The organism is Desulfuromusa kysingii, from assembly GCF_900107645.1.
GTDB classification, from domain to species: Bacteria; Desulfobacterota; Desulfuromonadia; order Desulfuromonadales; family Geopsychrobacteraceae; genus Desulfuromusa; species Desulfuromusa kysingii.
In genome coordinates this window covers 354093-377408 of sequence record NZ_FNQN01000003.1, presented here as the reverse complement: position 1 = coordinate 377408, position 23316 = coordinate 354093, and the positions used below count along the sequence as shown (strand labels likewise).

The following is a 23316-nucleotide window of genomic DNA, read 5'->3' as shown; positions in this document are numbered from 1 at the left end:
TTAAAGGAGGTTTGCAGCCAATTCAGCAAGTAACGAACGTTCCCCTTTACTTAAGGTCATATGGCCGGTTATTTCCTGCCCCTTTAGACGCTCAACAGAGAAAGATAAGCCATTGCTGGCTGAATCGACATAGGGGTTGTCGATCTGGTAGGGGTCACCTGTCAGGACGATTTTCGTCCCCTCTCCTGCTCGGGTAATTATCGTTTTTATTTCATGTGGAGTCAGATTCTGAGCCTCATCGACAATCATATATTGCTTAGGGATTGAACGGCCACGGATATAAGTCAGGGGTTCAATCTCCATCAGTCCCATGTCAATCAATTCCCGGTAACCACGCTTCCGATTGCCCCCCTCATCATATGAAGACAATAACAGTTCAACATTGTCAAAAATAGGTTGCATCCACGGGGCGAGTTTATCCTCTATATCTCCGGGCAAGAAACCGAGATCCCGTCCCATTGGATAAACGGGGCGCGACACAAGGAGGCGAGTGTAGGAATTTTCATCTGCTGTTTTAACCAGACCTGCAGCAATTGCAAGGAGAGTCTTACCGGTACCGGCCTTCCCCACCAGAGAAACCAGCTGAATATCATCATTAAGAAGCAGATCAAGGGCAAACTGTTGCTCCCGGTTCCGTGGATATATTCCCCAGACGCCTTCTTTGGGGACCTTGATCAAGTTGACAATCTGCTTGTTGATCGAATCATAGCGTCCAATCGCAGTGTGCGATGAATTCGTTTCATCAATGAGGGTTAGCCCCTGATTAGCAAAAAAATCTCCCTCTATAGACAAAGCCCCTTGCTCATAAAATTGATCAACTTGTGCCTGCGAGACCATGATCTCACTCGCCCCAGTATAAAGATCTTCGATTGGAACCTTATCGCTCTGATAGTCTTCAGCACAAAGGCCTATCGTGTCGGCTTTTATTCTGAGATTGATATCTTTGGTGACAAAGAAAACCGTCCCTTGCGGTAGATTATTCTGAAGGTCCTGGGCGACAGCGAGGATACGATTATCCCCTTGATCGTTCCGCAATTCCGGGGGCAATTTTTGTAAAAAATCCTGTTTATAAATGGCAACTTTGAGAATGCCCCCATTCTCAAGAGAAACCCCCTCAACCAATTTAGCCTGGGCACGGAAGCCATCAATCATACGAGAAATCTGCCGGGCATTCCGACCTGTCTCACTCTGATCTTTTTTAAAACGATCAATTTCTTCAATAACAGTTAATGGTAAGATGACGGTGTTATCTGAAAATTTAAATATTGCCTGAGGGTCATGCAATAAAACATTGGTATCGAGTATATAATTTTTCATAACCAGCTCCTCTCTATAAGGAATTTATACCCAGTTAACGGTTGAATTCATTTCATCTCAATTGCATAGACCTTGAATGACCTGCAAGAAACTTTCAACCTCGGCATCAGTCGTAAAATAACCGGGACTCACACGGACCGTTCCGGTCGGATAAGTCTCGATCGACCGGTGGGCATCTGGAGCACAGTGCAAGCCGACCCGCACTGAAATTTGTTGCTGATCCAGCGCAAAACCGACCTCTGCTGGATCCCGATCAGCAATATTGAACGAAATAGCGCCACCTCTGAACATAGCATCATCAGGGCCATAAAGCTTGACCCTTTCCAGACTCGCGAACCCTTTGATAATTCTATCGGACAACGCAACTTCCCGGGCACGAATTGTGTCTACGCCGGTCTCAACTAAAAATCTCAAACCCGCAAGTAATCCCGCAATTCCGGGCAGATTTTGAGTGCCTGACTCAAATCGTTCCGGTAAAAAGGGAGGTTGCAAATCAGAGTGAGAATTGGCACCAGTCCCACCATAGATAAGAGGCGTTAGCTCGATATCCTCTTGAACGTAGAGAAACCCAGTGCCTTGAGGCCCCAGCAACCCTTTGTGCCCCGGAGCCGCAAAGAGGTCGATATGCAGAGCCTGAAAATCAATCGGTAGATATCCGGCGCTTTGCGCTCCATCAAGCATAAAAAGAATACCATGATCATGACACCAGCGTCCCAGATTTGTTATAGGCTGAATTGAGCCAATAACATTGGAGCAATGATTTACCACCAATAATCGCGTTGGTTCGCTTAGACACGCTTGTTGCAATGCCGATTCAGAGACGCTACCGGACTGTGGATCAGCCGCAACTTTGACAACGACAACACCGCGATCCTGCAACGCCCGGAGCGGGCGACTGACGGCATTGTGCTCAACCATGGTCGTCACAACCCGATCACCAGGCTTCAATAAACCAAACAAGGCCTGATTGATGGCGGTCGTAGCATTTGCTGTAAAGACAAAGCGATCAGAACTTCCAGCGTTGAAAAACTCAGCAAGAAGCTCTCGTGTCTCAAAAACCAGCCGTTCCGCAGACATGGCCTGCTGATAATGACCGCGACCAGGACTGCCGCCCGATCGTAGCGCCTCAGCGACGGCAACGTAGACAGAGTCTGGCTTCGGATGACTGGTTGCCGCATTATCGAGATATATTGGTTTCATTTTATCCATAAAAAAGCCCCCAAGCTGTGGTTGAGCTGCGAAAGAATACTCAATATTGATAAGAACGACAAGCACAACCCATAAATAGGTACTTTTGACCGAACTGAAGAAATAAGTCTACTTCGATATTAGACCGTTTTCACCATATTTGTCATTTTTTATCTTCTATTTTACATCCTCCTGATTGAACTTTTCTCACTTGACACATACTAGATGTAGTGGTCTATATTCTTGAACTACAAAATATAGTGCCAAATTGAAAAGTAAAAACAGTTATAACTCAGGCACTTGTTTATCTTTTAACAATGCGAACTCATAAATAATTCAATTTGAGTCGTGAAAGGAACCACACATGTCTAGAGGCAAAATCTCTATCGCGCCAAAACTCTCTAAGAATGCACGTACCGTCCTTGCAAAACGCTATTTAAAACGTGATAGTGCGGGACAACCGACTGAAACCCCTGAAGACATGTTTCGCCGAGTTGCCAAGACCATCAATGCCGCAGAGACCGGCACAGAAAAAAACAAAACGAACTACGAAAAACAATTTTTGCAAACAATGTCAAATCTCGATTTCTTACCGAACTCCCCGACACTAATGAATGCAGGGCGTGAACTCGGTCAGCTATCGGCTTGTTTTGTCTTACCCGTCGGCGACACCATGGAAAGTATTTTTGAGGCTATCAAAAATACCGCTTTAATTCATAAGAGTGGCGGTGGTACAGGATTCTCATTCTCCCGTATCCGTCCTGCAAACGATGAAGTGCGCTCCACGAGCGGAGTATCATCGGGCCCAATTTCATTTATGCGCGTCTTTGATGCGGCCACTGAAACCATCAAGCAAGGCGGGACTCGCAGGGGGGCGAACATGGGAATCCTGCGCGTTGACCATCCAGATATTATGGATTTCGTCATGGCTAAACGTGACCTGACAATCCTCACCAACTTTAATATCTCTGTGGGTGTGACAGAAGCCTTTATGGATGCCGTCGAGAAGAACCAAGATTACGACATCATCAATCCACGTAACGGTAAAGTTGTAAAACAACTCAACGCGACGAAGGTTTTCAACCAGATTATTGATATGGCATGGTCTAACGGTGAGCCTGGGATCGTTTTTCTTGACCGCTTGAACCGTGACAATCCGACCCCACATGTCGGTGAATATGAGAGCACTAACCCTTGCGGAGAACAGCCACTTCTTCCGTATGAATCTTGCAACCTCGGCTCTATCAATTTAGCGAATATGGTTATTGAAGGTGAGATAGACTGGGACAAACTTGAACTGACGGTTAAATTGGCAACCCGTTTCCTTGATAATGTCATTGAAGCCAACAAGTATCCCCTCCCTGAAATCGATGAGATGACCAAAGCTAACCGGAAAATCGGTCTTGGGGTTATGGGTTGGGCAGACATGTTAATTCTTCTCAATATTCCATACAACAGCCAGGACGGGATTGCCCTTGGGGAACAAGTCATGCGCTTTATCAATGAAAAAGCCCATGAAGAGTCGAAGCAACTGGCTAAAGAACGGGGACCCTTCCCTAATATCACGGGGAGTATCTACGAAGCGGATCCAATCCGCAATTCGACCTGTACGACAATTGCACCGACAGGAACGATATCCATCATTGCAAATTGTTCCAGCGGTGTCGAACCCCTGTTTGCAGTCTCCTATATTCGTCAGGTTCTGGATAATAATAAACTGATTGAGGTACATCCTCTGTTTGAGAGAATCGCTAAAGAGCGAGGTTTTTATTCACCTGAGTTGATGCAGGAAATCGCCGAAAAAGGGACCGTCCAAGACATTGAGGCGATCCCGGCAGATGTACGTAGAGTTTTTGTCACCTCTCATGATATCACCCCCAACGATCATGTTTTGATGCAGGCGGCGTTCCAACGTCATACCGACAATGCGGTGTCCAAAACGGTTAATTTCAGTCGCGAAGCAACCCGTGAAGACGTAGCCACCGTCTATCGCCTGGCCTACAAAGAAGGCTGCAAAGGGGTCACCATTTATCGTGATGGTTCCCGGGATATGCAAGTTTTGTCAGTCGCCGGAAAGGATGATACCGAAGAGAATCAGGATGCCTCAATTCCCATGGAGAGCAAAAAACCTTCTCGCAAGCGGGAGCGGCCACGGGCATTAACCGGCTCCACCTACCAGATGGAAACCGGTTGTGGACCTCTTTATATCACCATTAATGAAGATGAAAACGGGCTTTTTGAGTTGTTCACAACCATGGGTAAAGCCGGTGGCTGCGCGGCCTCTCAGTGTGAAGCGATTGGTCGGCTGGTCTCATTATCTTGGCGCAGCGGTGGTCAAGCCCGACAAACCGTTAAGCAACTAATCGGCATTACTTGTCATAAGCCTGCCGGATTCGGCGAAAATAGAATTACATCTTGCGCCGATGCTGTTGCCAAAGCGGTTCAATTGCATATGCTCAATGATGATGAAAGTCCGACCCAATTTACTAATAATGGCGGTGCTTGTCCTGATTGTGGTGGCCCTGTTGAGCATGAAGGTGGTTGCTGTGTTTGTCGTGCCTGTGGGTTTTCCGAGTGTGCCTGATTAATGGAATCTGAAAGCTGGGAAGCTCTCTGCAACCGTTGCGGTGCCTGCTGTTTTGAGAAGAAAATAGACCGACAAGGTAACATCTTAACAACATCAATTCCTTGTCGGTTTCTCGACATTCATAATCGGACGTGTCGCATCTATGCGCAGCGTCTAGAAGTCGAAGAGGATTGCATCAAGCTCACCCCAGAAATAATTACTGAGATCAGCTGGTTACCTGAAGAGTGTGCTTATCGTAATTTGATCAAAGAATCGTAGATATCGATATCAGGTGTTCATATATTCGGTTTTTAATATTATATTGCTGGACATCTTCAAAATTTGGATTAAAATAAGTTTTTTGCTATTTGCCTCGAATCTTATCCCCCTCCTAGATTCGAGGCTTTTTTTATTATTTATTTACTCACTGCAATATCACTCACTACATACAGACTGGGTAATTTGTTACACTCAAAGTTCTCTCTATATGGCTTGAAGAAGGATGCTCACTTTGACTCATCAGCTGCGCAAATCTCGCTTTGGATGGTGCCTTTACGATTGGGCAAACTCTGCCTTCGCTACAGTTGTTCTTGCCGCTGTTCTTCCGGTGTACTTTGTCTCTCTGGTCCCGGAAAATGGCGCGATCCTCCCGTTCATAAGCAATCATAGATTTTCAGCCGCCAGTATTTGGGGTTACAACGTTTCAATATCCATGCTGATTTTAGCTGTTGCCGCACCTATCTTAGGCGCTCTTGCGGACCGAAATGCCTGGCATAAGCGCTTGATGATACTGTTCTGGTTGCTTGGCTGCCTAGCCACAGCGTTACTTGCAATAACCACCAATAATTATCTGACGACTTCGCTGTTGTTTATCCTCGGCAACATCGCCTTTGCCGGGGCCAATATCTTCTACAACGCCCACCTCCCCTTTCTAGCACCAATCGATCAAGTCGACAAACTGTCTGCACGCGGATTTGCCTTTGGTTATATTGGGGGAGGAATTTTATTAGCTTTAGATTTTCTGCTGATTCTCAATTTTGATTTTTTCGGCTTTCCTGATCCGGGGGCAGCAACCCGTTTTGGCTTTTTACTGACGGCGAGCTGGTGGTTTATCTTTGCCATCCCAACGTTCATTTATTTGCCTCCGACCACAAAACGGTTGCAACCAGGGTACCGTTTTAGCCTGCGTGGTTACTTTCAACAGTTCAAACAACTCCTTGATTATCGCGATCTTACAGTTTTTCTTGTTGCGTTCCTTTGCTACAACGACGGCATCCAGACTGTCATCACCGTTTCGGCAATCTACGCCCGAGAAGAACTTCAGCTGGGACAAGGAACCATTATTGGGTGTTTTTTGATGATTCAGTTTCTGGCGATGCCAGGAGCTTTACTTTTTGCCCGTATCGGAGAAAAGACCGGCACTGCCCGAGCCATTTTTTTTAGTCTGATTATCTTTGTGTTGGTCTGTTTTTTCGCATATAGAATGACAACCCCCTATGAATTCTGGATTCTCGGTGCTGTGATTGCCCTCATTCTCGGAGGGAGTCAAGCCTTGAGTCGATCTCTCTTCTCCAGCATGGTACCAAAACAAAAGAGTGCTGAATTCTTTAGCTTTTTTTCCATTAGCTCCAGATTTGCCGCTATTTTTGGACCGCTCCTGTTCGCTTTGATCGCAGATCTGAGTGGTAGCTCCCGCCATTCAATTCTAGCACTGAGCATCTTTTTTATCATTGGCGGGATTTTACTGCTGCGGGTTAATGTGAAGCGGGGGCAAGCCGTGGCTAACAGCGGATGATGTTGATTCAGTAGTCAGGTTTCCATTTGAGTGATAACAACCAGAATAAAAGTGACTGGTTTAGGCTCAGAAAGCAGGTTATAAATAATCCGTGCTCAACAGATGCATCTTACAACTTTTGCTACCATGTGATGAGATATGAACAACCAATTACCCAACTTTTATTCTGAGACATCCCGCAAAACTCTTGGCTGGCTTGCGGTTTTCGGCTCTGCATTCTTTTTTTATCTGGCAACCCTCATCATTCGCTGGGCTGAACCTTACGTAACAATTGAATCCGCTTACTTTGTATTTGCCCGACTTTTTCTCGGCTTCATCATCGTTTGCATCACCATGGCTTTCCAAAATAAACGTTTACACCCGCGCAAATATCACTACCTCATCGGCAGAACGCTGGCTAATACTGTTGCGGTGTTCTGCTTCTATAAAGCCGTCGAATTGGGATCTGTCGCCGAAGCGAATATCCTCAACATGACCTATCCCCTCTTTGTGGCGATATTCTCCTGGTTTTTTCTGCGCGGGCAGCGTGACCTACTCTCTCTGCTGATAGTGGCAATTGCGTTCTGCGGTGTGTGGCTGGTGCTTTCACCTGGAAAAATAACCCCAGATCTGGGCAACCTTTGGGGCCTTTGTTCTGGAATCACAGCGGCAATCGCAATCATTTACCTCAACATCAGCAGGCGCTACCATGACTCACAAACGATCCTGTTTTTCATGTTTGGTTTGGGGACAACGTTGATGCTGATTTTTTTTCATGACAGTATCTTTATCCCCAACACAAAAGAATTCTTCTTCTTGTTCAGTTGTTCCGTTGCCGGCGTTCTCGGTCAATATCTGATCACTTACGGCTTTTTGTTTGTTACCGCAGTTGAAGGCTCAATCATATCCTCTAGTAGAATATTGTTGGCAGCTATCCTCGGTCCCATTCTTGTGGCCGGACCGTCATTGACAATTTCAGGCTGGTGCGGTGCGCTACTTATCTTTGCTGCGAATACTGGACTTGCATTAAGGAAGGTCTGAACTGAACTGTTATTTCAAACTCAACGGACGATTCATATCGATCTCAGCAGCTTTATTTATCAAGATGGACAGAGGAAGTCTTTTTGCTTTGCATAAAAGCGCTCCCCGATATTTTCGCCCCAAATGCGGGACCAAGCAGCTTTCATAAGGATGCATCATGCCACTGACAGACGACAACATAGACGATAAAGCAAAGATCTGGCGTGAATTCATTGTCTCCGGACGTATACCTGATAATACGTTACGTCCTGAAATCTACTCTTCCTGGCAACGTTGTCGCGAAGCTAACATCGATCCATATGACGGCGTCAGTCACGAATTGCTCACTGAGGAAGAGATTGGGGAACTCCTGCAAGCCCGCAAAACACAAATTGATATTATACGCCACTTCATGGGCAATCTTTATGATTTAGTCAAAGGTTCAGGGTTCATCCTATTTTTTGCCGATGAACGGGGCTACATCATGGAAATTCTCGGAGATCCTGATACGTTAAGTGATGCGGAGAAAGTCAATCTGATTCGTGGCGCTTGTTGGATAGAAGAGGCTGCCGGGACAAATGGTATCGGCACCGCATTAACCTTAGGGAAACCGTTTCAAGTATCGGGACAGGAACATTTTTGCCAGAAACTTCACTCCTGGACCTGCTCCGCCGCTCCATTTTTCTCTGAAACAGGAGATCTCATCGGGGTGCTGCAAATGTCCGGTCCTTCGCATACCGCGCATCAGCATACCCTTGGTATGGTTGCCGCTTCTGCCGAAGCGATTCATGAACAGATGCGAGTGCAACATCGCAATCGAGAGCTCTCAGTTCTCAACGGCCAACTCAACAACATCTTCCAAACCATATCTGACGGCGCAATTATTGTGAACAAGCAAAGGAAGATCACTCAGATCAACCCCAGCGCAAAGAAACTGTTCGGCGACAATATTATTGGATCGACAGTTGAAGATCTCCTCGGCAAAGACACCAACATCAGTAAAATTGTGCGCGAAGGAAAAGCCTGCAAAGAGATGGAAGTCATGCTGGATACATCCTTTGGGCGACTACATGCGCTGGTGACAGTGAAACAATTTCTTGACCAAACAGGCGCCTTTGGCGAAGAGGTTATTTTTTTCAACCCGATCAATAAAATGAAAAAACTGGCTAACCACCTGGGTGGGGCACGAGCAACTTTCACCTTCGACAGCCTCATCGGTCAAAGTGACAAGCTCAATCGGACGGTTAACGCAGCGAAACAGGCAGCCTTAAGCAATAGCCATGTGGTGATCCAAGGTGAAAGTGGTACCGGGAAAGAACTTCTGGCTCAGGCTATCCACAATCTAAGCTCACGTAAAAATGGCCCTTTTCTTGCCTTAAATTGTGCAGCGCTACCACGAGACTTGATTGCGAGCGAACTTTTTGGTTATGTCCCCGGGGCTTTCACTGGAGCCAGTTCTAAAGGGCGACCAGGTCGCTTTGAAATGGCATCGGGAGGAACCCTCTTTCTTGATGAAATCGGTGATATGCCTCTGGACCAACAAGCATCATTGCTCCGGGTTATCCAGGAAATGAAAATCATTCGTGTCGGTGGAGAACAGGTTATTCCAGTCGATGCTAGAATTATCTGTGCGACCAACAAAAACCTTTTGAGGGAGGTGGATAAAGGAAACTTTCGCCAAGACTTATACTATCGTCTCAATGTCATTCAGGTCCACGTCCCTCCACTGCGTGAGCGAGAGGATGATATCCGCATTCTCTTTACCCACTTTCTCGATAAAATCGGGGGGAAGCTGAATTGCAAAATTCAAAAAGTAGAGGCGGATGTTTTAAACAAGCTGCAAAATTACAACTGGCCCGGCAACGTCCGCGAGTTGGAAAACGTTGTGGAGAAGATGATCAACGCAGCCAACTGCAAAATTATCACAACAGACCATTTACCCGTAGAGATAACGTCGCCACAACCAGAGAAAATCTTCCAAACCTCACATTTGCACATGGAAAAGAACCGGGGGAAAACCTTGAAACAGAGGGTCGCTGTCAACGAACGTCGCATCATCCTCGAACTGCTGCAACAATACCAAGGAAATATCAGTCAAATTGCCAGGATTATGGAGGTTTCACGCAATACCCTCTACCGCAAAATCAATCAGTACGGGATCTCAAAAGATTACCGTTTCGACTAACTGCAAAGTTTCCTTGACTTCGAAGCTGGTCGTGACAGCTGTCAGCGACTATTTTTGACTCACAGATTGGTGATCACAAAGAGTAAAATATGACATACTCAAATTGTAATATTTATGTGACAACTGTTCATTCGATATAACATCTGTCCTCATTTCCATCATTCCTAATATTAAAACCATCGTCCTCTTCTACAAGAAAAATCCCGCGACAACATCAGCTTACAACTAGCTGTCAAATTTTTCCGCTTCTGGCATGCAGGTTGCTATTGATTTGTTATAATAAGTGTATCTTAGCGTTCATATTAAAACCGGGCTGTGATTAGCCCACAACGAGAACGGAGAGTCACATGAGGAATCAAATCGACAAGCAGTACAAACTCTACATTGACGGAAAATGGGTCGACGCTTCAGATGGTAAAACCTTTGAAGCTCATTGTCCGGCCGACGGGAAACTACTGGCTACCTGTGCCAACGCAACCAAGCAAGACGTTGATGATGCGGTTAAAGCAGCATGGAAAGCCTTTCCTGAGTGGAAAGACATAAGCCCTCAAGATCGCTCCATCATTTTGCTAAAGATTGCAGATCTTATCGACGAAAATGCTGAAAAACTGGCCATGATCGAATCGATCGACAACGGTAAGCCACTCCGTGAAACAACCGCTGTAGACGTCCCCTTGGCCAGTGACCATTTCCGCTATTTCGCTGGCGTCATCCGTGCCCAGGAAGGGCAAGCGGTGATGATCGATAAAAACACCATGAGCATCATCCTGCGGGAACCAATCGGCGTTATTGGCCAGATTATTCCGTGGAACTTCCCACTTCTCATGGCGGCCTGGAAAATTGCCCCTGCCCTTGCAGCTGGTAACTGCGTCGTCTTAAAACCATCATCGACGACGTCACTTAGCCTGTTAGAATTCGCAAAGCTTCTGGATACGGTTCTGCCTCCAGGAGTTGTCAATGTCGTGACCGGGAAAGGTTCAAGTACCGGCAACTTTGTTTTGGAACATGAAGGTTTCTCCAAACTTGCATTCACCGGTTCTACTGAAGTCGGCTACAACATTGCCGATGCAGCAGCTAAAAAACTGATCCCTGCAACTCTGGAACTCGGTGGCAAATCGGCTAATATCTATTTTGAGGATTGTCCTTGGGAGAAAGCCATTGAAGGAACTCAGCTCGGCATCCTTCTGAACCAAGGTCAGGTCTGTTGTGCTGGTTCTCGAGTTTTTGTGCAAGAATCAATCTATGACAAATTTGTCGAAGCGATGGCAGAAGCCTTCAAAAAAGTCAAAGTCAACCTCCCATGGGCAGACGGCACAATGATGGGAGCCCAGATTGATGAAGTCCAGTTGAACAAAATTCTTGCCTATGTCGAAGTTGGCAAGCAGGAAGGGGCTAGACTGGTTACTGGTGGTAAGAGAATAACGACAGGCGAACTCGGTAAAGGATATTTTATGGAGCCAACGCTGTTCGCTGATGTCAACAATGATATGCGTATCGCCCAGGAAGAAATTTTCGGCCCCGTTGTCTGTGTTATCAAGTTTAAAGATGAAGAAGAAGTCATCAATATGGCCAATGATAGCGATTATGGCCTTGCGGGTGCAGTCTGGACTAAGGATATCAACCGAGCTCTGCGTGTCGCCCGTGCGGTTCAAACTGGTCGTATGTGGGTCAACACCTACAATCAACTGCCGGCTCACACTCCTTTCGGCGGCTACAAAAAGTCCGGGATTGGACGTGAAACTCACAAAATGATGCTTGAGCATTACACCCAAACTAAAAATATTTATATCAGTATGACGGAAGATAAAATCGGGCTCTACTAAAGGTTGATTGAAGTTGCATGCTCGAAGCAGGAAATAGTTTCGAGCATGCGCGATATCTCATTTTCGAGATAATCACGAAAAAAGGTTAAGGAAACGTAATGCAAATATCAAAAGAGACATTGGTGGAGGATATACTTGATGCTTATCCGCAATGCGTCAGTTATTTCATTATGAACAAAGTCAGCCCTTTTTCCTGTGCAGGCGCCTTCCCGTCAACTCTGGGTGAAATGTTGAAATCACGTAAAGTTGAAGATATTGAAGGCTTTATCCATGGTCTGAATGAAGCTATTTCTAAAGATAACTCATAACGACGATCCTTGATGCGCTACGCAGAGCAAGAAGGATATAGACGATCAGGACAAAGCGGCTCTCTTATCAAGTTTAACAACAAGAGAGCCGCTGACGTTCTGAGATTGATTTCATTTTCATCGACCCATAATACCGTCCTCTTTTTCCACACGCTATCATTGTAAAAAAGTGGCGATCTTGTTCAAAAACCAGATCAAACTAATCGACATCATTCATGCATCGCGATTCCGGTGTGGACACTTGTTAAAAAGATAACTCTTGCGCAATAATGTAAGCTGCGCAAGAATCACGACAAGAACGATAACATTATCTATTCCTCGACATCACGAACGGTGAAAGCTCATGGGCGAAGTAAACGATCAAGAGCACAAAAAAGTGTTTATTATCTCTGACGGTATTGGCCAAAGCGCAATGAACGTCTTGAAGGCCAGTCTGATCCAATTTGATGTTCCATCTTCGGTTCTGCGAGTGTTTTCACGCATTGATAGTCCCGCCAGGATCAGAGGTATTCTGGAAAAAGCCAAAGAGGTCAATGCGTTTGTTGCATTTACCATTGCCAAACACGAAACACGCGAACTGGTTCATCAAACCTGCCAAGAGATGGGACTTTTCTACCATGATATTCTCGGTCCCCCCATTGAAAAACTCTCCACCTATCTCGGTGTTAAACCTATGGAGAGCGCCAATCTGCTGAGAAAAGTGGACAGTAAATACTTTGAACGAATCGATGCGATTGAATTCACCATGAAGTACGATGATGGTCAGGATGTCCACAAGGTCTTTGAAGCTGACATTATCATTCTGGGATTATCGAGAACGTCCAAGACACCAACATCTTACCTGCTTGCCCAACAAGGCTACAAAGTGGTGAACATTCCGTTGATGCCCGAAGTTCCAATACCGAAGGAAGTTTTCGAGGTTGATCAAAACCGGATTGTCTGTCTGATTATGGATTCGGAGGTGCTACAAAAAATTCGGAGAACCCGGATACAACATTATAAAACCGAAAGTACTTACACGGACCTGCGACGTATTTTCGATGAGATGGAAATGGTCTACGACCTGACCAAAAAAAATAAACAGTGGCACATTGTCGACACGACCAACAAATCGGTCGAAGAGACCGCCAGAGAGATTATCAGCATGGTTTTCGGACATTCGCAGGAGTTCTAATCAACCGACACAACATGCTGATATCATGACGTGTTAACCGCATCGATAGGAGAATTAATTTAGGGACTTCCTAGCAGCCCATCTTTGTGCATGCCACTGACTCTTACCTTCAGCAATTCTCCTGGTTCAACAGAGGTTGCAGGGACCCAAACAGGGAGATAATTTCGAGACAGACCTTTACGCAAGTCATCGTCCTCCCCTCCTTCAATAACAATTTCCAGCTCTGAACCAACAAATTGTTGCGCGAAGTTGCGATTTTTCTCTCTCCCGATTTGCCGCAACTGCGCTGCACGTGCTTTCATAACATCGCCAGGGACCTGATCTGGCATCTCTGCTGCAAGGGTTCCAGCGCGCTTACTGTAGGGAAAAACATGCAAATGGCTAAACGGAAGCTGTCGCAACAACTGGCAAGTGGCCTGAAACTGCACATCCGTTTCCCCTGGAAAACCGGTAATCACATCCAAACCAATAGCAGCATCTGGTTTGATTTGCCGCAAACGATCCAACAAGTCAGCAAAGAAGGTCGTGGTATAATGGCGATTCATCCGCCGCAAAATCTCATCATCTCCTGCTTGCAAAGGAATATGAAAATGGGGGCAAATCCAATCGGCTTGAGCGATGTAATGCGATAATTCCTCAGAAAGCTCAGTCGGTTCTATTGATCCCAACCGGAGCCGCCCAGAGAAGTCGGATTTCTCAATCTTTTGCAGTAAGGTCAACAAATCGGTGCAGGGGACAAAATCCTGACCATAGCGGCCGATATGGATCCCGGTTAATACAATTTCAGGATAACCATTCGCACAGAGCCTTTCAATTTGACTGATAACCGCCGCGACAGGAACCGATCGACTGCGGCCACGGGCATAGGGGATGATGCAGTAAGAACAAAAAGCGTCGCAACCATTCTGAATTTGGACAAAAGCCCGGCTGCGCTGTTCAAATCCAGTCAGAACTAAAGGTTCAATCACGCTGCTAGCACGAATATCAGAGACCTGAATCTGCCCGGTGTCATTGTTAGCGACAAGATAATCCAGCAGTTGACCTTTTTCATTATTGCCAACAACCAGTGAAACACCCGGCATCTGCTTCAAACTGTGGGGATCAATCTGGGCATAGCATCCGGTGACAACAATGCGTGTATTCGAGTTAAAACGTCTGGCTCGTCGAATCAATTTGCGAGATTGGGCATCAGTTGCTGCGGTGACGGTACAAGTATTCACGATAACCAGATCTGCACCAGCCTCAAAAGAAACCTGCCGATAACCTGCCTGTTGCAATTTTTCAATCATCGCCGCAGATTCAAACTGATTGGTCTTGCAACCCAGGGTCACAATAGAGACAGTCGTCTTCATTGAATCCAGCCACCACCGATGACCCGGTCATCAGCATAAAAAACCGCAGCTTGCCCAGGGGTAACTCCATCCTGAGGGGTCGCGAAAACAACCTTCACAACACCATGACCGCAAGGTTCAACCGTGACCGGAACTTCTGTATGTCGATAACGAATGCGACAGGTTGTCGAAAAGGTTTCCTTGGGTTCAGCTATTGCCCAGCAGCACTGTTCAACGGTCATTTCGGGACAACTGAGGTGCTCTTTTTCACCAACTATCACCTGTTGCTTTGAAGCATCAATAGCGACCACATACAGAGGCTCTTTCCAACCAATGCCTAGCCCTTTACGTTGACCAATGGTATAGCGGTAAGTCCCCTGATGTTTTCCAAGAACGTCACCTGAGACATGGACAATATCACCACTTAGAGTTTCAAAACCTTCTTCTTGTTGCAAAAATTTGACATAATCACCATCAGGGATAAAACAGATATCCTGACTCTCCTCGGTTTTAGGGATTTGCAAACCAAATCGGGCGGCATGTTGGCGGACGTCATCTTTATTCAGTTCTCCCAGGGGGAACAGGCAATGGGAGAGTTGCTGCTGATTCAAAGAAAAAAGGAAATAACTCTGGTCTTTATTCCGATCGGCCCCTTTACTAATAAATAATCGACCATCAGCATCGACGAGGGAGACATAATGACCGGTAGCAAGGAAATCGGCTCCCAGCTCAATGGCTTTTTCTAACAGCAAACCAAACTTGATCTTCTTATTACAAACAGCACAAGGATTAGGTGTCTTCCCGGACAGATAGTCAGCACAAAAACGATTGATAATCTGCTGGCGAAAATCAGTTTCAAAATTGACTGAGTAAAAGGGAATCTGCAAATGCTCAGCGATTTTCTGCGCTTTAGCGACAGCCGTATTAGACTGACACATCTCAGCCGTAGCTTCTTGCGCACAGGCATCCCAATGGTGCATTGTCAAACCGATAACCTCGTAACCTTGCTCTTGTAACAGTGCTGCAGTCACGGATGAATCAACACCGCCACTCATAGCAACAACGACTTTTCTTTTCACAAAATCCTCATCAAGAAAAAAAGGGTTCCACATCAAGAAAAAAAGGGTTCCACATCAAGTAGAGCCCTTTTATAAGTTAAATCAAACTCTGGTCAGTAGTTTTAAGAGTTTTGTTTTCGATAATCTTTTATCGCCTCATGCAGAGCATCGGCTGCGAGATTAGAACAATGCATTTTTGCAGGCGGTAAGCCGTCTAATGCTTCAGCCACAGCTTGATTCGTGAGGATCAAGGCTTCATCAATGGTTTTTCCAATCGCCATTTCAGTCACCATTGATGATGTCGCAATCGCAGCGCCACAACCAAAGGTCTTGAACTTCACATCTTTGATAATATCATCTTCGACCTGAAGAGATATTCTCATGATATCGCCACAGGAAGCATTGCCAACTTCACCGACACCATTCGCATTTTCAACTTCACCGACATTACGCGGATTGGAAAAATGATCCATTACTTTTGCTGTATACATCTGTTTCTCTCCTTATTTATCAGTCTATTTGTGGATGATTAACCGCAAGCTTTTGTCACCATGCGACACTCATCGCAGGACAGAGGAGTTGGGTTATCACGTCCATATAAAGGACTCATTTCTCGCAACTTCTGCACAATCGGTGGAAGTTCTTGTAGAATGTAGTCGATTTCTTCATCGGTATTATCTGCACTCAAACTAAATCGGGTGCTTGAGTGGGCAAGGACAATATCAACCCCCATCGCCCCCATGACATGAGAGGGTTCCAAGGAGCCAGAAGTACAAGCGGATCCGGAAGATGCTGCAATTCCTTTCATATCGAAAAACAGCAACAAAGACTCGCCTTCAATATAATTAAAACTGACGTTCAAAGTATTTGGTAAACGTAGATTGGCATCAGGATGGCCATTCAACTTAACATCTGAAATGGTCGACAGAATCCCAGCCTCTAACTTATCGCGTAAATGACGCACATAAGCATAATCTTTATCCATATTTTTTAATGCAATATCACAAGCTGCACCTAAACCAACGATACTGGGGACGTTATGGGTGCCTGCACGCCGATTCCGCTCTTGATGTCCGCCATGCATAAAGCGAGATATTTTGGTGCCACGGCGAAGATACATAGCTCCGATCCCTTTTGGAGCTCCGATCTTATGACCTGAAATGACCACCATATCAACATTAACTTTGCGGACATCGATCGCAATTTTACCAGCCGCTTGAACTGCATCGGTATGGAAACGGACCTTATGCTTCTTAGCGATCTCGCCAATTTCTTCAATCGGAAAGATATTACCTGTTTCATTATTAGCCCACATCACCGAGATCAGAATGGTCTTATCAGTGATAGCAGCTTCAAGTTCCGCCAGATCTAGCATCCCGTTATGATCAACTTTGAGATAAGTCACCTCAAAACCATCTTTTTCAAGTGCTTCACAGGTTTCCAACACGGCTGGATGCTCGACTGAAGTGGTAATAATATGATTGCCCTTGTGCTTTAATGCATCAGCAGTCCCTTTAATGGCATGGTTGTCACCTTCGCTGCCACAAGAGTTGAAAATAACTTCCGCAGCAGAACAATTAAATAACCTTGCAACCTGCTCTCGCGCTTTCTCTATGGCCCCACCAACCATCCGGCCAGCCCAGTGGACACTGGATGGATTACCAAATTGTTCACAGAAATAGGGCAACATTGCCTCTAACACTTCGGGCTTAACAGCTGTCGTTGCATTGTTGTCCATGTAAATCTTTTTCACGAAACTCCTCCGATTAAACTGAAAAAATTAGTTATTGGCCACTCGACGACCGAGTTGTTGTCGCCCCTGCTCAGTTAAATCCTCAAGGGACACAGAAGCTAAAAAAGAACGGATTTGCATCCCCAACCCATGCCAGACAGATTGGGTTGTACATTCATCACCACAACCACAACTGCCGTCGGCATTCATGCAGGATAACGGCATCAGAGCTTCTTCGACAGTATCGATAATCTGGTCAATTCTGATCTCTGTTGCAGATCGCGCCAGAAGATACCCACCACCTGGACCACGGACGCTCCTGACGATGCCGCCACGCCGTAACTTAACAAACAGCTGTTCCAGATAGTTCAAAGAAATCTTCTCTCGCGCCGCTATCTCTTTTATCGATACAGGTGCGAGATTGCCTGATAAATTCAAGCTGACAAGTGCGCGGACGGCATACTGAGCCTTGGTCGACATTCTCATCAGTTAACTTCCTCTTTGGCAGCCTCAGCTTGATCCGACAGATGGTAATGAGCAAGCTCAGCTTTCAACCGCGTCTGCTCCTTTTGCAACTCTTCAACCTGTTCACCTAAACGGTGGATTTGTTCAAAAACGCAGCTGACCGCCTTGGCAACGGGATCTGGAAGCTTATCGTGTTCAAGGTCAAAACCAACCCTTTTTTCACCCGATAAAACCACCCGTCCAGGGATGCCAACCACAGTAGCGGTTGCTGGCACTTCCTTAACAACCACGGAGTTAGAACCAATTTTACTATCATCACCAACGGTAAAGGGGCCAAGAATCTTTGCACCGGAGCCAATAATAACGTTATTACCTAAGGTAGGATGGCGCTTCTCTTTCGCCCAAGAGGTCCCGCCAAGAGTCACACCATGATAAAGGGTACAGTTGTCACCAATTTCAGCCGTTTCGCCGATCACAACCCCCATCCCATGATCAATAAAAAAACCACGGCCAATCGTAGCCCCAGGATGAATTTCAATCCCGGTCAGAAAGCGACCAAAATGTGAGATTAATCGGGCCAGAAATTTAACTTGATTGATCCATAACCAATGAGACAAACGATAAAAAAGGAGAGCATGAAATCCGGGGTAACAGAAGATGACCTCGAAAACGCTCCGTACAGCCGGGTCACGCTCAAAGACAACCTTAATATCTTCCTTGAGTTGAGAAAACATCCGCTATCACCTTCCATCTTTATCCACAAGGCTCAGAACCTTGCACGACTACTAAGCTCAAGTACTACACACTAATTGTTATAAATTATCACTACCTATTCAAAGTAGAGCAAGAATTATCATACCCGACCTTTTCTGTCAATTATAAACAAACATTTTAGTCAGGTATTATTTAGCTGTAATTACTTGGATAGTCTAGACAATTCACATGCTGGATCGCTTGCATTGTTCTCTATTTTTTTACCGTTGTTATTAGTCGACAACAACATAACAATCTCCTATAATAGATGGGTTTTTATATGTGTTATTGATTTATTATTCTAACCCATAAGGAGTGAGAAAATGCCAGATTTCAAGTATCAGGAACCAATGCCACTCGGTGCTGACACAACTAAGTATTACAAAATCGAAGGTTCTGAGACATTTGTCTCTACCGAAAAGTTTGCCGGTCAGGATGTCCTTAAAGTGGACCCGCAAGCCTTGACGGTGCTTTCAAATACTGCCATGCGGGATGTCTCTTTTCTCCTTCGTCCAGAGCATAACGAACAAGTAGCAAAAATCCTCAGTGATCCAGAAGCTTCAGAAAATGACAAACTTGTCGCTATGGCATTTCTACGTAATGCTGAAATTTCGGCAAACTTCGAACTTCCATTCTGCCAGGACACCGGGACCGCAACAGTCGTTGCTAAAAAAGGGCAACAAGTCTGGTCCGGAAGCGATGATGAAGAGCGGATCTCTGAAGGCGTCTACAAAACCTATACGGAAGAAAATCTCCGTTATAGCCAAACTGTCGCCCTTGATATGTATAAAGAAAAGAATACTGGCACCAACTTGCCAGCACAGATTGATCTTTATGCGACCGCTGGAGATGCCTATAAATTCTTGTTCATTGCTAAAGGTGGCGGCTCAGCCAATAAAACCATGCTGTTCCAAGAGACCAAAGCTCTCTTGAACCCGGAGAAACTTGAAAGTTTCCTCCTTGAAAAAATGAAAACTATCGGTACCGCTGCTTGTCCGCCGTACCATCTGGCATTTGTTATCGGTGGCACCTCCGCTGATGCATGCTTAAAGACCGTTAAACTGGCCACGGCACATTACCTTGATGAGTTACCTACCCAGGGGAATGAACATGGCCAGGCTTTCCGTGATATTGAATTGGAAGCTAAAGTTCTTAAAATGGCACAGGAGATTGGTATCGGGGCACAATTCGGCGGTAAATATTTTGCCCATGATGTCAGAATCATCCGCCTCCCCCGCCACGGTGCTTCCTGTCCAGTCGGCATGGCTGTTTCCTGTTCAGCTGACCGGAACATCAAAGCAAAAATCACCAAAGAAGGCCTTTTTGTTGAACAAATGGATCGCAATCCAGGCCGTCTGATTCCAGAAGAGTTACGCAGCCAGAAAAGTGTCGGCACGGAGATAGACCTGAACCGTCCCATGAGTGAAGTCCTCGCAGACTTGAGCAAGCTTGAAGTTGGAGCACCGCTACGACTCAAAGGGACCATCGTCGTCGGACGCGACATTGCGCACTCTAAGTTCAAAGAGATCATCGACAGCGGAAAACCACTGCCAGAATATTTAAAAAATCATCCAATCTACTATGCTGGCCCGGCAAAAACACCTGCAGGGAAACCCTCGGGTTCCTTTGGTCCAACAACTGCGGGACGGATGGACAGCTACGTCGATCTGTTGCAGAGCAATGGTGGCTCTATGATCATGATTGCCAAAGGCAACCGGAGCCAACAGGTGACCGATGCCTGCGCCAAGCATGGTGGTTTTTATCTCGGTTCCATCGGTGGTCCAGCAGCTGTTCTTGCTGACCAAAACATCAAAAAAGTTGAATGTATTGACTTTGAAGAACTCGGAATGGAAGCGGTCTGGAAAATCGAAGTTGAAAATTTCCCAGCATTTATTTTGGTTGACGACAAAGGGAATGACTTCTTCAAAACACTCGGTCTTTAATTTAACCTGCTAAACCTATATATTTGATGCATATTTGCCCCGGCTCAGTAGCCGGGGCTTTTCTTTTGCTCTAAAATGGGTAATTATCTGTCAAGTTCAACTCAACCAGACAACCTTCTATTATTTAATACGGGATATCCATGGGCGACAAAATTGCTACCTATTATGATCGACTTGTTCTGAAACACCCATTACTGACAATTCTTCTAGTTATTCTACTGGTCACAGGTGTTGGCAGCTTCGCCCAAAACTTCAGACTTGACGCCTCAGCCGATTCTCTTTTGCTGGAAAACGATCAGGATCTTAAATACTTTCGTACGATCAATGCGGAATACGGTAACACCGATTTCCTGATCATCAGCTATTCGCCTAAACAGGACCTTTACAGCGCCGAGACATTAAACGACCTTCGCGAATTGCGTAACAGTCTGCTTCAATTTGAAAGGGTTGACGCGGTTCTGAGCATCCTTGATGTCCCTCTGATTGACAGCCCCCGCTTAAGCATGGGGGATTTAACCAATGGCATCCGCACGCTTGAGACTCCCGGGGTCGATACAAACCTTGTCCGTAAGGAATTCCACACTAGTCCGTTCTATAAAGATTTGCTGGTCAGCGAAGACGCGAAAACAACAGCCCTGCAAGTCATCTTTAAACGCGACACAACATTCCACTCGCTGTTGCAAGCCAGAAATTCACTGCGCGAAAAAAGGTCGACAGAGCCCCTCACGGCGACGGAAACCACTGAGCTTGAACAGGCTAGCAAAAAGTTTGATGAATACACCGCGGTTCTGGCAGATCGAGAGGCAGAAGATATCGCTAAAATCCGCGTCATCTTGAAACAACATCAAGATCAGGCAGAAATCTTTTTGGGTGGCGTCCCGATGATTGTTACCGACATGATCAGCTTCATTCGCCACGACTTGGCAGCGTTTGGGCTTGGAGTCCTGATATTTCTCGTCGCCATGCTGTTCTTGATCTTCCGTAGACCGAGTTGGATCATTTTGCCCATGGTCTGCTGTTTTGCTTCTGTCCTCTTTATGTTTGGCTTCCTCGGGTTGGTTGGCTGGAAAGTGACGGTTGTTTCCTCTAACTTCACATCATTGCTTTTGATTATCACCCTCTCCCTCTGTGTTCATCTGGTTGTCCGCTATAACGAACTGTACGCCGAAATCCCCGGAGCAGATCATGCCACAATGGTTAAAGAAATGGTGCGCAGCAAGGCCATTCCCAGTATTTATACTTCGCTGACAACTATTGTTGCCTTTGCCTCCCTCTTAACCAGCGATATTCGCCCGGTCATTGATTTTGGCTGGATGATGGCCATAGGAATCAGCTTCGCTCTGATGATCTCCTTTGCCCTCTTCCCTGCGGGGTTGATGCTCTACAAAAAGCCTCTTCACTTTACTCCTCACTTTGATATCACTGGGACAATTACCCATACTTGTGCTCATTGGGTTGAAAATCGGCGGAAATTGACTCTTGGCATCTTTGTCACCCTAACAATTATCAGTGTCATCGGTATTTCCAAATTGACGGTTGAAAACCGCTTCATCGATTATTTCAAACCCACAACTGAAATCTATCAAGGGATGGAATTAATCGACAAGCAACTGGGGGGAACCACACCGCTTGACATTATCATTGACGCCGATCCAGCTTTTTTTACGCCCAAAAAACAGACCCAAACGGACACGGATGATGATCCCTTTGAGGATGATTTCTTTGCTGATGAAAAGGCTGACGAGGGCCTTTCTGGTAGCAGCTATTGGTATAATAGCTATCAAATCAGCACCTTGGAAAAAATTCATCAATACCTCGAAGACCTTCCCGAGACGGGTAAGGTCCTCTCCATCGCCACAACTATGATGTTAATGCAACAACTGAATAACGACCTTCCTCTTGACAATATCTCTTTGGCCGTTATCCATAAAAAGTTACCCGATGTCATCAACGATTCCCTTTTCCGCCCGTATATGTCTGCTGATGGCAATCAGGTCCGTTTTTCGCTGCGCATCATTGACTCAAACCCAAACCTGCACCGTAACAATTTTTTAAAACAGATCCGCCTTGATTTAACTGAAAAATTCAATATCAAACCGGAACAAATCCATCTGACGGGGATGTTCGTTCTCTATAATAATGTCCTTCAGAGTCTTTTCAGTTCCCAAATCATGACCATCGGTGTGGTTTTTCTCGTCATTATGATGATGTTCATCCTCCAGTTTCGGTCGCTGCGTTTGGCCATTATCTCGATTATCCCCAACCTTATCTCAGCCGGAATGGTTCTCGGCTTGATGGGGTTGCTGAAAATCCCTTTAGATATCATGACCATCACCATTGCCGCGATCACGATAGGCATTGCCGTTGATGACACCATTCATTATGTCCACCGTTTTAACAAAGAAATCGCTATTGATGGCAACCACCTGGCCGCGATGAGACGTTGCCACAATACTGTCGGACGGGCGATGTATTACACATCTATCACTATTATTGTCGGTTTCTCAATTTTGACCCTGTCAAATTTCCTCCCGACAATTTATTTCGGTCTCTTTACCGGGCTAGCCATGTTTATCGCCATGCTTGCTAACCTGACCCTGCTCCCATTATTGCTCATTATCTGGAGAGCAAAAACAACAACCAAGTAAATACACTTGCGACAATAAAATAACTGGCACT

Annotated in this window: 18 protein-coding genes; 10 read left to right on the top strand and 8 right to left on the bottom strand. The window is 45.7% G+C overall.

Annotated features, from left to right (window positions below; translation table 11 throughout):
- Both BLU87_RS07055 and BLU87_RS07050 read right to left on the bottom strand, forming a co-directional pair.
- Positions 1-1317: a PhoH family protein gene (locus BLU87_RS07055; protein ID WP_092346127.1), complete on the bottom strand. Its 1317-nt coding sequence runs from the start codon at positions 1315-1317 to the stop codon at positions 1-3.
- 57 nt (positions 1318-1374) lie between these two features.
- Positions 1375-2526: an aminotransferase class V-fold PLP-dependent enzyme gene (locus BLU87_RS07050; protein WP_245706403.1), complete on the bottom strand. Its 1152-nt coding sequence runs from the start codon at positions 2524-2526 to the stop codon at positions 1375-1377.
- A gap of 343 nt (positions 2527-2869) precedes the next feature.
- Between BLU87_RS07050 and BLU87_RS07045 the strand changes: the two genes are divergently transcribed.
- The 8 genes from BLU87_RS07045 (at position 2870) to BLU87_RS07010 (ending at position 13355) form a co-directional block, all read left to right on the top strand.
- Complete coding sequence (locus BLU87_RS07045; RefSeq protein WP_092346125.1) at positions 2870-5089, top strand: vitamin B12-dependent ribonucleotide reductase; 2220 nt, start codon at positions 2870-2872, stop codon at positions 5087-5089.
- A gap of 3 nt (positions 5090-5092) precedes the next feature.
- Entirely contained in the window at positions 5093-5350 is a 258-nt protein-coding gene (locus BLU87_RS17930) for a YkgJ family cysteine cluster protein (RefSeq protein WP_092346123.1), read from the top strand.
- A 232-nt stretch (positions 5351-5582) separates the two neighbouring features.
- Positions 5583-6866, top strand: a complete 1284-nt coding sequence (locus BLU87_RS07035; protein WP_175498289.1) for an MFS transporter — start codon at positions 5583-5585, stop codon at positions 6864-6866.
- Between the two features lie 138 nt (positions 6867-7004).
- Positions 7005-7886 carry a DMT family transporter gene (locus BLU87_RS07030; protein WP_092346119.1) on the top strand — a complete coding sequence of 294 codons (882 nt, stop codon included), beginning with the start codon at positions 7005-7007 and terminating at the stop codon, positions 7884-7886.
- Positions 7887-8043: 157 nt separating this feature from the next.
- Complete coding sequence (locus BLU87_RS07025; protein WP_092346117.1) at positions 8044-10050, top strand: sigma-54-dependent Fis family transcriptional regulator; 2007 nt, start codon at positions 8044-8046, stop codon at positions 10048-10050.
- A gap of 347 nt (positions 10051-10397) precedes the next feature.
- Positions 10398-11873 (top strand): aldehyde dehydrogenase family protein, encoded by a 1476-nt coding sequence (locus BLU87_RS07020; RefSeq protein ID WP_092346115.1) that lies wholly within the window; start codon positions 10398-10400, stop codon positions 11871-11873.
- Positions 11874-11971: 98 nt separating this feature from the next.
- On the top strand, positions 11972-12181 hold the full coding sequence (locus BLU87_RS07015; protein WP_092346113.1) for a DUF1858 domain-containing protein: 210 nt from the start codon (positions 11972-11974) through the stop codon (positions 12179-12181).
- Between the two features lie 343 nt (positions 12182-12524).
- Positions 12525-13355 (top strand): pyruvate, water dikinase regulatory protein, encoded by an 831-nt coding sequence (locus tag BLU87_RS07010; protein WP_092346111.1) that lies wholly within the window; start codon positions 12525-12527, stop codon positions 13353-13355.
- A gap of 59 nt (positions 13356-13414) precedes the next feature.
- On the opposite strand, the gene mtaB is transcribed toward BLU87_RS07010, so the two are convergent.
- The 6 genes from mtaB to cysE all read right to left on the bottom strand — a co-directional run bounded on the left by mtaB (position 13415) and on the right by cysE (position 18675).
- A complete protein-coding gene (mtaB, locus tag BLU87_RS07005) occupies positions 13415-14707 on the bottom strand; it encodes a tRNA (N(6)-L-threonylcarbamoyladenosine(37)-C(2))-methylthiotransferase MtaB (RefSeq protein ID WP_092346109.1) in 1293 nt (430 codons plus the stop codon).
- Positions 14704-15798 carry a tRNA 2-thiouridine(34) synthase MnmA gene (gene mnmA, locus BLU87_RS07000; protein WP_139167490.1) on the bottom strand — a complete coding sequence of 365 codons (1095 nt, stop codon included), beginning with the start codon at positions 15796-15798 and terminating at the stop codon, positions 14704-14706. Before mnmA ends, mtaB begins: the two co-directional genes overlap by 4 nt.
- Positions 15799-15866: 68 nt before the next feature.
- Positions 15867-16235 (bottom strand): Fe-S cluster assembly scaffold protein NifU, encoded by a 369-nt coding sequence (gene nifU / locus BLU87_RS06995; protein ID WP_092346107.1) that lies wholly within the window; start codon positions 16233-16235, stop codon positions 15867-15869.
- Positions 16236-16273: 38 nt separating this feature from the next.
- Positions 16274-17497: a cysteine desulfurase NifS gene (nifS, locus tag BLU87_RS06990; RefSeq protein ID WP_092346105.1), complete on the bottom strand. Its 1224-nt coding sequence runs from the start codon at positions 17495-17497 to the stop codon at positions 16274-16276.
- Positions 17498-17524: 27 nt separating this feature from the next.
- The gene (locus BLU87_RS06985) at positions 17525-17962 is read right to left on the bottom strand and encodes an Rrf2 family transcriptional regulator (protein WP_092346103.1); all 438 of its coding nucleotides are present in this window, start codon (positions 17960-17962) and stop codon (positions 17525-17527) included.
- Entirely contained in the window at positions 17962-18675 is a 714-nt protein-coding gene (gene cysE, locus BLU87_RS06980; RefSeq protein WP_092346101.1) for a serine O-acetyltransferase, read from the bottom strand. Before cysE ends, BLU87_RS06985 begins: the two co-directional genes overlap by 1 nt.
- 342 nt (positions 18676-19017) lie before the next feature.
- On the opposite strand from cysE, the gene BLU87_RS06975 reads away from it, so the two are divergent.
- Positions 19018-20637: a fumarate hydratase gene (locus tag BLU87_RS06975; protein ID WP_092346099.1), complete on the top strand. Its 1620-nt coding sequence runs from the start codon at positions 19018-19020 to the stop codon at positions 20635-20637.
- 140 nt (positions 20638-20777) lie between these two features.
- Positions 20778-23285 (top strand): efflux RND transporter permease subunit, encoded by a 2508-nt coding sequence (locus BLU87_RS06970; protein WP_092346098.1) that lies wholly within the window; start codon positions 20778-20780, stop codon positions 23283-23285.
- Positions 23286-23316 lie beyond the last annotated feature (31 nt).

What these genes read in the sequence shown, in the direction of transcription:
- BLU87_RS07030 (WP_092346119.1), top strand. Translation starts at nt 7,005, where the DNA reads ATGAACAACCAATTACCCAACTTTTATTCTGAGACATCCCGCAAAACT.
- BLU87_RS07010 (WP_092346111.1), top strand. Translation starts at nt 12,525, where the DNA reads ATGGGCGAAGTAAACGATCAAGAGCACAAAAAAGTGTTTATTATCTCT.
- BLU87_RS07045 (WP_092346125.1), top strand. Translation starts at nt 2,870, where the DNA reads ATGTCTAGAGGCAAAATCTCTATCGCGCCAAAACTCTCTAAGAATGCA.
- BLU87_RS07055 (WP_092346127.1), bottom strand. Translation starts at nt 1,317, where the DNA reads ATGAAAAATTATATACTCGATACCAATGTTTTATTGCATGACCCTCAG.
- BLU87_RS07050 (WP_245706403.1), bottom strand. Translation starts at nt 2,526, where the DNA reads ATGGATAAAATGAAACCAATATATCTCGATAATGCGGCAACCAGTCAT.
- nifU (WP_092346107.1), bottom strand. Translation starts at nt 16,235, where the DNA reads ATGTATACAGCAAAAGTAATGGATCATTTTTCCAATCCGCGTAATGTC.
- mtaB (WP_092346109.1), bottom strand. Translation starts at nt 14,707, where the DNA reads ATGAAGACGACTGTCTCTATTGTGACCCTGGGTTGCAAGACCAATCAG.
- BLU87_RS06970 (WP_092346098.1), top strand. Translation starts at nt 20,778, where the DNA reads ATGGGCGACAAAATTGCTACCTATTATGATCGACTTGTTCTGAAACAC.
- BLU87_RS07025 (WP_092346117.1), top strand. Translation starts at nt 8,044, where the DNA reads ATGCCACTGACAGACGACAACATAGACGATAAAGCAAAGATCTGGCGT.
- BLU87_RS06985 (WP_092346103.1), bottom strand. Translation starts at nt 17,962, where the DNA reads ATGAGAATGTCGACCAAGGCTCAGTATGCCGTCCGCGCACTTGTCAGC.
- cysE (WP_092346101.1), bottom strand. Translation starts at nt 18,675, where the DNA reads ATGTTTTCTCAACTCAAGGAAGATATTAAGGTTGTCTTTGAGCGTGAC.
- BLU87_RS07020 (WP_092346115.1), top strand. Translation starts at nt 10,398, where the DNA reads ATGAGGAATCAAATCGACAAGCAGTACAAACTCTACATTGACGGAAAA.
- BLU87_RS06975 (WP_092346099.1), top strand. Translation starts at nt 19,018, where the DNA reads ATGCCAGATTTCAAGTATCAGGAACCAATGCCACTCGGTGCTGACACA.
- BLU87_RS17930 (WP_092346123.1), top strand. Translation starts at nt 5,093, where the DNA reads ATGGAATCTGAAAGCTGGGAAGCTCTCTGCAACCGTTGCGGTGCCTGC.
- BLU87_RS07015 (WP_092346113.1), top strand. Translation starts at nt 11,972, where the DNA reads ATGCAAATATCAAAAGAGACATTGGTGGAGGATATACTTGATGCTTAT.
- mnmA (WP_139167490.1), bottom strand. Translation starts at nt 15,798, where the DNA reads ATGTGGAACCCTTTTTTTCTTGATGAGGATTTTGTGAAAAGAAAAGTC.